The organism is Terrisporobacter othiniensis (assembly GCF_000808015.1).
In the GTDB taxonomy this organism is placed as follows: domain Bacteria; phylum Bacillota; class Clostridia; order Peptostreptococcales; family Peptostreptococcaceae; genus Terrisporobacter; species Terrisporobacter muris.
Map to the genome: position 1 here is coordinate 55631 of NZ_JWHR01000013.1, position 6974 is coordinate 62604.

5 protein-coding genes are annotated in these 6974 nt (G+C 28.4%); all 5 read right to left on the reverse strand.

Translation table 11 applies throughout. From position 1 onward, the window contains the following. Positions 1 to 78 precede the first annotated feature (78 nt). Positions 79 to 1206, reverse strand: a complete 1128-nt coding sequence (locus QX51_RS01165; protein ID WP_039678071.1) for a DUF5808 domain-containing protein — start codon at positions 1204 to 1206, stop codon at positions 79 to 81. A 530-nt stretch (positions 1207 to 1736) separates the two neighbouring features. Beyond that, positions 1737 to 3335 carry a VapE domain-containing protein gene (locus tag QX51_RS01170; protein ID WP_039678072.1) on the reverse strand — a complete coding sequence of 533 codons (1599 nt, stop codon included), beginning with the start codon at positions 3333 to 3335 and terminating at the stop codon, positions 1737 to 1739. A gap of 18 nt (positions 3336 to 3353) precedes the next feature. Continuing rightward, positions 3354 to 3554 carry a helix-turn-helix domain-containing protein gene (locus QX51_RS01175; RefSeq protein ID WP_039678073.1) on the reverse strand — a complete coding sequence of 67 codons (201 nt, stop codon included), beginning with the start codon at positions 3552 to 3554 and terminating at the stop codon, positions 3354 to 3356. 370 nt (positions 3555 to 3924) lie between these two features. After that, positions 3925 to 5277, reverse strand: a complete 1353-nt coding sequence (locus tag QX51_RS01180; RefSeq protein WP_039678074.1) for a 6-phospho-alpha-glucosidase — start codon at positions 5275 to 5277, stop codon at positions 3925 to 3927. A gap of 48 nt (positions 5278 to 5325) precedes the next feature. After that, positions 5326 to 6876: a PTS transporter subunit EIIC gene (locus QX51_RS01185; protein ID WP_039678076.1), complete on the reverse strand. Its 1551-nt coding sequence runs from the start codon at positions 6874 to 6876 to the stop codon at positions 5326 to 5328. Positions 6877 to 6974 lie beyond the last annotated feature (98 nt).

Below are 6974 nucleotides of genomic sequence, written 5' to 3' on the forward strand. Positions count from 1 at the left end.
TATTTTTATAAACAAAATTAAATTACATACAAAAAGGATGAACTCTATTTAAGCTCATCCCTTTTATGCTATCTATTTCTATATAAATCCTATTAATAAACTGCCAACTGTTATTAATATAAGTATAATTGTAATTATCTTTCCCATAGGATGAGCCATATTCATACCCCATCCCATACCTAACCTTTTTTCCACCATAAGTTTTGGATCTTCTTTATTATAATAAATAAAACCATAAATCCATTTTTCATCATCACTTTCAACAGTATACATATTTCTACTCTTAGGCTTTATCCCACTCAACATTAAGTAGTAATAAATTACAGGCACTACTATAAAAATTGGTACTATACATGAACCTAAAGTCAACCACATCGGCATATTTTTTTCTTGAACCATAAATATAGGTATGGTAGTCGTAATAGATTGCATACTAAGAGTTAAAGCAAAAAAAGAATAGCCTATACCATTTAAATATTTTATAGCCTTTTTTCTATTTACTTCTAAATTATTCTCATCTATATAAGTGTTTCCTGCAATACTTCCTACACCTATAACAGAAAATAATAAAACCATAGATATATCTATAACATTTATAAGAAATACGTTTAATATATTTTTTTTAGAATAAGCATCTGGTCTACCTCCAGAACCCCAGTGTGTAATTATTATATCTGGCATGGTTTTGTAATTTATCAAAACATATAAAAATGATATAAGTGATAACCCTATACATATACCAAATAATATTTTAAACTTCTTGATTAGTTTTTTCTTTTGCTCTGAAAGAATTTCATCTTCCCTTATAATCAATCCTTCATGTAGTTTCCCTTCACATTCATTATTACATGACTGTAAATTTGATAAATAAGTATTTTTAATATATTTAACCTTTTTATATTCTATTGTTAAAATTAAAAAGAATATAGCAAGGTATATAGTTGTGCAGATTATAATATTAGCACCTATGTTTAAATCAAATATATTTTTTAATATTATATAAATCATAATACTTAGAAGTAGTGCTATATTTAATTTTATTTTGAAGTCTTTATTTATTTTAATTTTTAAATCATTTTCTATGGTTATTTCATTTACATATACCCCAAAAAAGTATTTTTTGCTATTTAGTAACGGTGTACTTAAAGCTATTAGATGTATGAATAGTATTATTAGTATAAATACTATATAGTTTAAAAAAAACATAAGCTCCCCCCCTCCGAATTTATACTGATTATAAATTTACTTTCTTTAAATTTCTATATGAAAATAATATTAATATTTTTATCCTAATGTATAAATTTTTTTAGTTTATTAGTGCTATATTTTTCATTATATATCTTTAAAAGAAAATATCAATAATTCTTCATAAGGTATGGCTTTTTATGCATAAGTTACACTTTAGACAATGAATAAGTACTTCAAATCCCTCTTTTTCTTATTAAATATTTATCTAGATCATATCTTTATTTTATAATATACACCAGTACAGCATGTACACCAACTTTGCAAAAGTATATATATTCAATAAAATACAACAGTTACATTAGTTTTATTAATTTATGATATACTTGGTGTACTAATACTCCGAACTCCTTGGTATTACACATATTTACTACGGTACATCAAGTTGATTTTTCCTGTACCTATGGTGTTTATATGATGTATTTTTCCAACTTCAAAACACCTATAATCTTCTTACACGAAAAAAGTACATCATTTGATGTACTCGTACACTATTCAAGCATCAGGTTTTCTGGCGGCATAATATATCCTCGCTTATTGCCTTTCTTTTGATATATTGCTCCATAACTTTCTAAAGTTGCCCTTAGCCCCTTTGTTGATTTTATATACAGTTTATTAATTATATCTTTTGAAGACATCCATTTCCACATACCTTTTCCAGCTTCCCAAACAAACAACTTATCAATTTCAATCTCTAATTGACCCATAACTTTAAAATTATTATTACTTCTATTTAACATATTCATTTCACTTTGATTGAGATAAATAGTCTCTACTCCCTTCTCTCTGATATGCATAACCTCTCCCCAAAGCTGATATATATCAATCTTATCAACAAGCTCAAAATCTATTTTCTCCACAGGAATTACCCAATACCTTCGATTCCCACTCTCGTCCTTTAAAAATTCTTCATTATTAACAGTTGCATAAAATGATGTCTTACGCGGATATTTAATAGGTACTAATCCATAAGGTTTTCTAAATTCATCTGTCTGCTCTGTGATAAAAGCTTTTAATTTTGCCAAATTCCTCTTAAATGTTGAATCTAGTTCTCCTAACTCACATACCCAGTATTTTATACATTGATAAACTTTATCTTTATCACTAGGGTCTAGCTCCAATCCTGTCTTCACATACATAGGTACTATCTTTCTTATTAATCTGGTCTTTCCTATTCCCTGCTTGCCCTGCATGGTTAATACACCTTCTGTATTACCTTTCCCATCATTAAATGCTATAGAGGCTGTATTTAGTAACCACTTTCTGATTAAGATTTTTTTCAAATCTTCATCAAAAGAACTATTTGTAATAATAGCATTACATAACATTTGAATATATTTATCATCATTATCATAGGTTTCATAGCAGTATTCTAAAAAGTTTGTAACAGGATTAGTAGGATTGTTATTGGCTATTTTATTTATAAAATTATTTATCATATTTAAATTAAGTGGAAATCCATACTTGTTAGATAGTGAGTGTATGGAAATTAACTGACTTTCAAGTGTACTACCTTCTACTCCAGTAATTTCAATGTCCTTAGCAATTTCATTGTACATTACACTTATATTATTTATTTCTAGTATCTCATTTAAATTCTCCCATATCCTTAGAGGTTTGTTCTTATCATCTGTATATGGAAATTTAATATAGTAGCTTTGTTTATTCTCTCTATCTTTTTTACATTCATGTCTAAATGCTGAATCTAAGTCATGATTTTCTAAAGATTCTTTTATTTTTTCTTCGTAATATTGATTTAAATTTGCTTTATTTACAGTATTAATTTTATTAAAATTACTCTTTGGTAAATTTAACTGTTTGTTTAATATCAAATATGCTTTTTCTAAAGCAGGTATAAATCCTATACCTTCTACCTTTTTTATAAATTCAATTATGTCTCCACTCTCTTCACAGCCAAAACACTTATAAAAAGCTCCCTGACCCTTATCTACAATTTTAAAACTAGGTGTACTATCATTGTGGAAGGGACATTTCATAGTTTTATTTTTTAATTGATTAGGATAATAGTAGTTTATTACTATTTCTAAATCTTGAATACTTCTTATATCATTTATTAATTGTGAATACATAATCTCCCTCCCCTTAATTTATAATAATAAGTATTTTACTTCTAAATCTAGAGCCTGGGCTATTTTATAAATAGTTTCCGCTCTGCTACTACCCATTTGGTTTAGTAATCTTGATATAGTTGATTTAGATATTTGGCTTTCTTTTGATAAACGGCTTATTGAGTATCCTTTTTGTATCATTTGTAATTTTATTAGTTCTATTTTAAGTTTATAATTCATCATTACCTCCTATTTTGTTTTATAAGATAATAATACTAAAAAAGTTTTGTCTATAGTAGTAAAATATGTATACAACATTTGTCTTAAACTTTTGTCTAAGTTTCTTGCACTAAAACTACCATGTTTACATCTTTATACTCATACCACTTGTTGGACCAAATAATATCCCTTTCTATATTTAAAATTTCTACTTCCTTTGTAAGTGTTTACTTGATTTAATGTCAATATACCAGCCTTTGTGAACATGGCATTATCCATGAGGTTTTCTGCATCAAAATATTATTTTCTTATATAAAAAAGTAGTTACCACATTTTTTATGGTAACTACTTTCATAACGACTTATTTTATAACAAATAAATCAAAACAATCTTATCTTAATTCTGGCCAATATCCTTTATTAACTTCTATCATATCATCTAATATTTGTTTAGCAACATTCATACTTGGAACAGTTTTATTTAATGTGAATGCTTGTAGTGCTTTTTCATAGCTATTTTCTATGCAAGCTTCTACAATTAATTTTTCACTGTTAACTTGTTGCATCATTAATCCTTGTTGGAATAGAGGAATTGGATCCATTGCTATAACTTCTGGTCCATTTTTTCCTATGTATGCTGGAACTTCAACCATTGCATCGTATGGCATATTTGGAATAGCTCCACGGTTTTCAGTTATAACTAAGAAACGAGCATGTGTATCATTTTTAATAGCTACTGCTAAATCACTTATCCAATCTCCATGTGATCCAGCGTAGAATGTTTTTTCATCAATTTCTCCAGTTTCTAAGTATTTATTTACACCTTCAAATAAATCTTTTTCACGACTTTCCATAACTTCATTTGCACGAGTACGCTCTGGATTTGCATGTTCAACAGTTTCTTTACTTAAAAGATAGTATGTTAAATAAGTATTTGGTAAATACTCTGGGAAACTTTCTAACATTGTATGAACTGATGACCATACGTGATTCCAGCTACTTACAGCATGACGATTTCCTACGCTTTGAGCTTTCTTTATTCTTTCAATATAAGATTGTGGTAATAGTATTTTATTTTCTTTTATATATTCTTTGATTTCTGCTAATAAATCTCTACCTTTATAATCTATTGATGTAAACCAACCAAAGTGATTTAAACCAAAGTAATCATAACGTATATTATTAACATCTTTAATATTTAAAGATTCAGCTATCATATCTATAATAGCTATTGGCATGTCACATATATTTATAATTCTTGCATTTGGTCTTAACTTACGACACGCCTCTGAAACTATAGCTGCAGGATTAGAATAGTTTAGTATCCAATGATCTTTCTTAGCATACTTTTCTACATCATCAATAACTTTTATCATTGGATTTATTGTACGTAATCCGTATGCCATTCCTCCACAACCACAAGTTTCTTGACCTACACAACCATATTTTAATGGTATTTTTTCATCTTGCTCACGCATTTCATATTTTCCTACACGCATTTGAGCAAATATAAATGTTGCATCTGTATAAGCTTCTTTTTCATCATTAGTTACAGTTAACTTAACATCTGTTTTAACATCTTCTCTTAATATCCACTCAACAACAACAGCTACCTTATCTTGGCGCTCTTTATCAATATCAAATAATCTAATTTCATCAAGATCTAACTCTTTCGCTCTTTGTGCAATTGACTTAACAATACCTGGAGTAAATGTACTCCCCCCACCAACAACTGTAATAATCATAATTTTATTCCTCCTATATAATATTTATCTATAGTTTAATATTTATATCTAGCACGCTTCTAAATAACTTTCCACTGCACGTCTTACATCTGGAACATGAAGTCCAAAAATTATTTGTATATCTTTCCCTTTTCTAACAATTCCACTATTAGGTGTTAAATTAATCATATCTTCATTGATTTTATTTTCATCTTTAACATTAACACGTAATCTCGTTATACAATTTTCCACTGTGTTAATATTTTCTTTTCCACCTAGACCCTCTATTATATTTACAATATCTGTATCAAAATTAATTGTTTTTGCTGGCTCTTTATCTTTGCTAGTTTCTTCATCTTCACGACCTGGCGTTTTAAGATTAAATTTCTTAATTAAGAAACTAAATACTACAAAGTATACAAGTATTTGAACAATACCTAATATAATCATCACTGGCCAATGTGTTTTTTCTACACCTACTGTGACATTCATTATAAGTGATGCTAATAAATTTCCTCCACAAAATGCTGTGACATCAAATATTTTTAATAAAGCTATGAAAAGACCTGCTATTGCTGCATGCACAACAAATAATAACGGTGCAACAAATGCAAACATAAAATCTAAAGGTTCTGTTACTGATGCTAGTATAGCTGTAACTACCAATGGAATAACCGTAGCTTTAACTTTTTTCTTATTATGCTTATATGCAGTATGTATAAAGGCCATTCCTATACCAATATAACCAAACATTTTTGTAAATCCAGTGGCCATGTAGTAAATACTATCTGAAAAACGCTCTACTGGTAAACCTATTTCTGTCATAACTATTGCATAAGCTCCTGCAACAGTATCTGTACCAACTTGAAGTACTCCACCTAAGTCAGAAAATTGGAATGGTGTATAAATTAAGTGGTGAAGACCTGTTGGTACTAATATTCTCTCTAAGAATCCATATAAGAATAAACCAAATGTACCTGTATTTTTTATTACATTTGCAATAGATGCTATTCCTTGTTGAGCTAATGGCCATACCAAGTTGCTCACAACTCCAAATATAATAGAAACAAAGAACATACATATAAAGCTAAAGTTCGCTCCAGAATATATTTGTAACGCTCCTTTAAAACGCTTTTCGCTTGTGCGGTTAAATACATATCCAGTTATACATCCTAAAATAATTCCACCAAATACACTTGTATCAACAATTTGAATACCTAAAATACTAGCTTGTCCAGTTCCAGTTAATCCTAACATGTCACTTCCTGTAGCAAGCTGATCTAGTGATGTTAACATAGTATTTGACGCTGTAAGATACATTATATAACTCATGAATCCTATTAATGCTGCTTTATGCTTCTCTTTTTTCGCTATTGCAGCAGGAATACCAATGGCAAAAATAACTGCAAGATTATTAATAATAACCATCACACAGTTATATATTAATTTTCCAAATATTTGTATTGGTTCCCATTGTAAAAATGGAATCATACCAGTTATCATATCATTTGTAAGTAATACCCCTATTACCATTAATATACCTGCACTTGATAAGTACATTAATGGTTGAACCATTGTTTTTGCGAATACCTCTAATCCTCCAAATATCTTTTCTTTCACTACTATACCTCCTCCTAAAATTAAATATAATTTTTATATTATTGGATTTGTGTATCTGATAAAAAAAAGACCCAAAAAATACATATACACATATATGT

Excerpts from the sequence above, each read along its gene's own strand:
- QX51_RS01165 (WP_039678071.1), bottom strand. The coding sequence starts at position 1,206 with ATGTTTTTTTTAAACTATATAGTATTTATACTAATAATACTATTCATA.
- QX51_RS01170 (WP_039678072.1), bottom strand. The coding sequence starts at position 3,335 with ATGTATTCACAATTAATAAATGATATAAGAAGTATTCAAGATTTAGAA.
- QX51_RS01175 (WP_039678073.1), bottom strand. The coding sequence starts at position 3,554 with ATGAATTATAAACTTAAAATAGAACTAATAAAATTACAAATGATACAA.
- QX51_RS01180 (WP_039678074.1), bottom strand. The coding sequence starts at position 5,277 with ATGATTATTACAGTTGTTGGTGGGGGGAGTACATTTACTCCAGGTATT.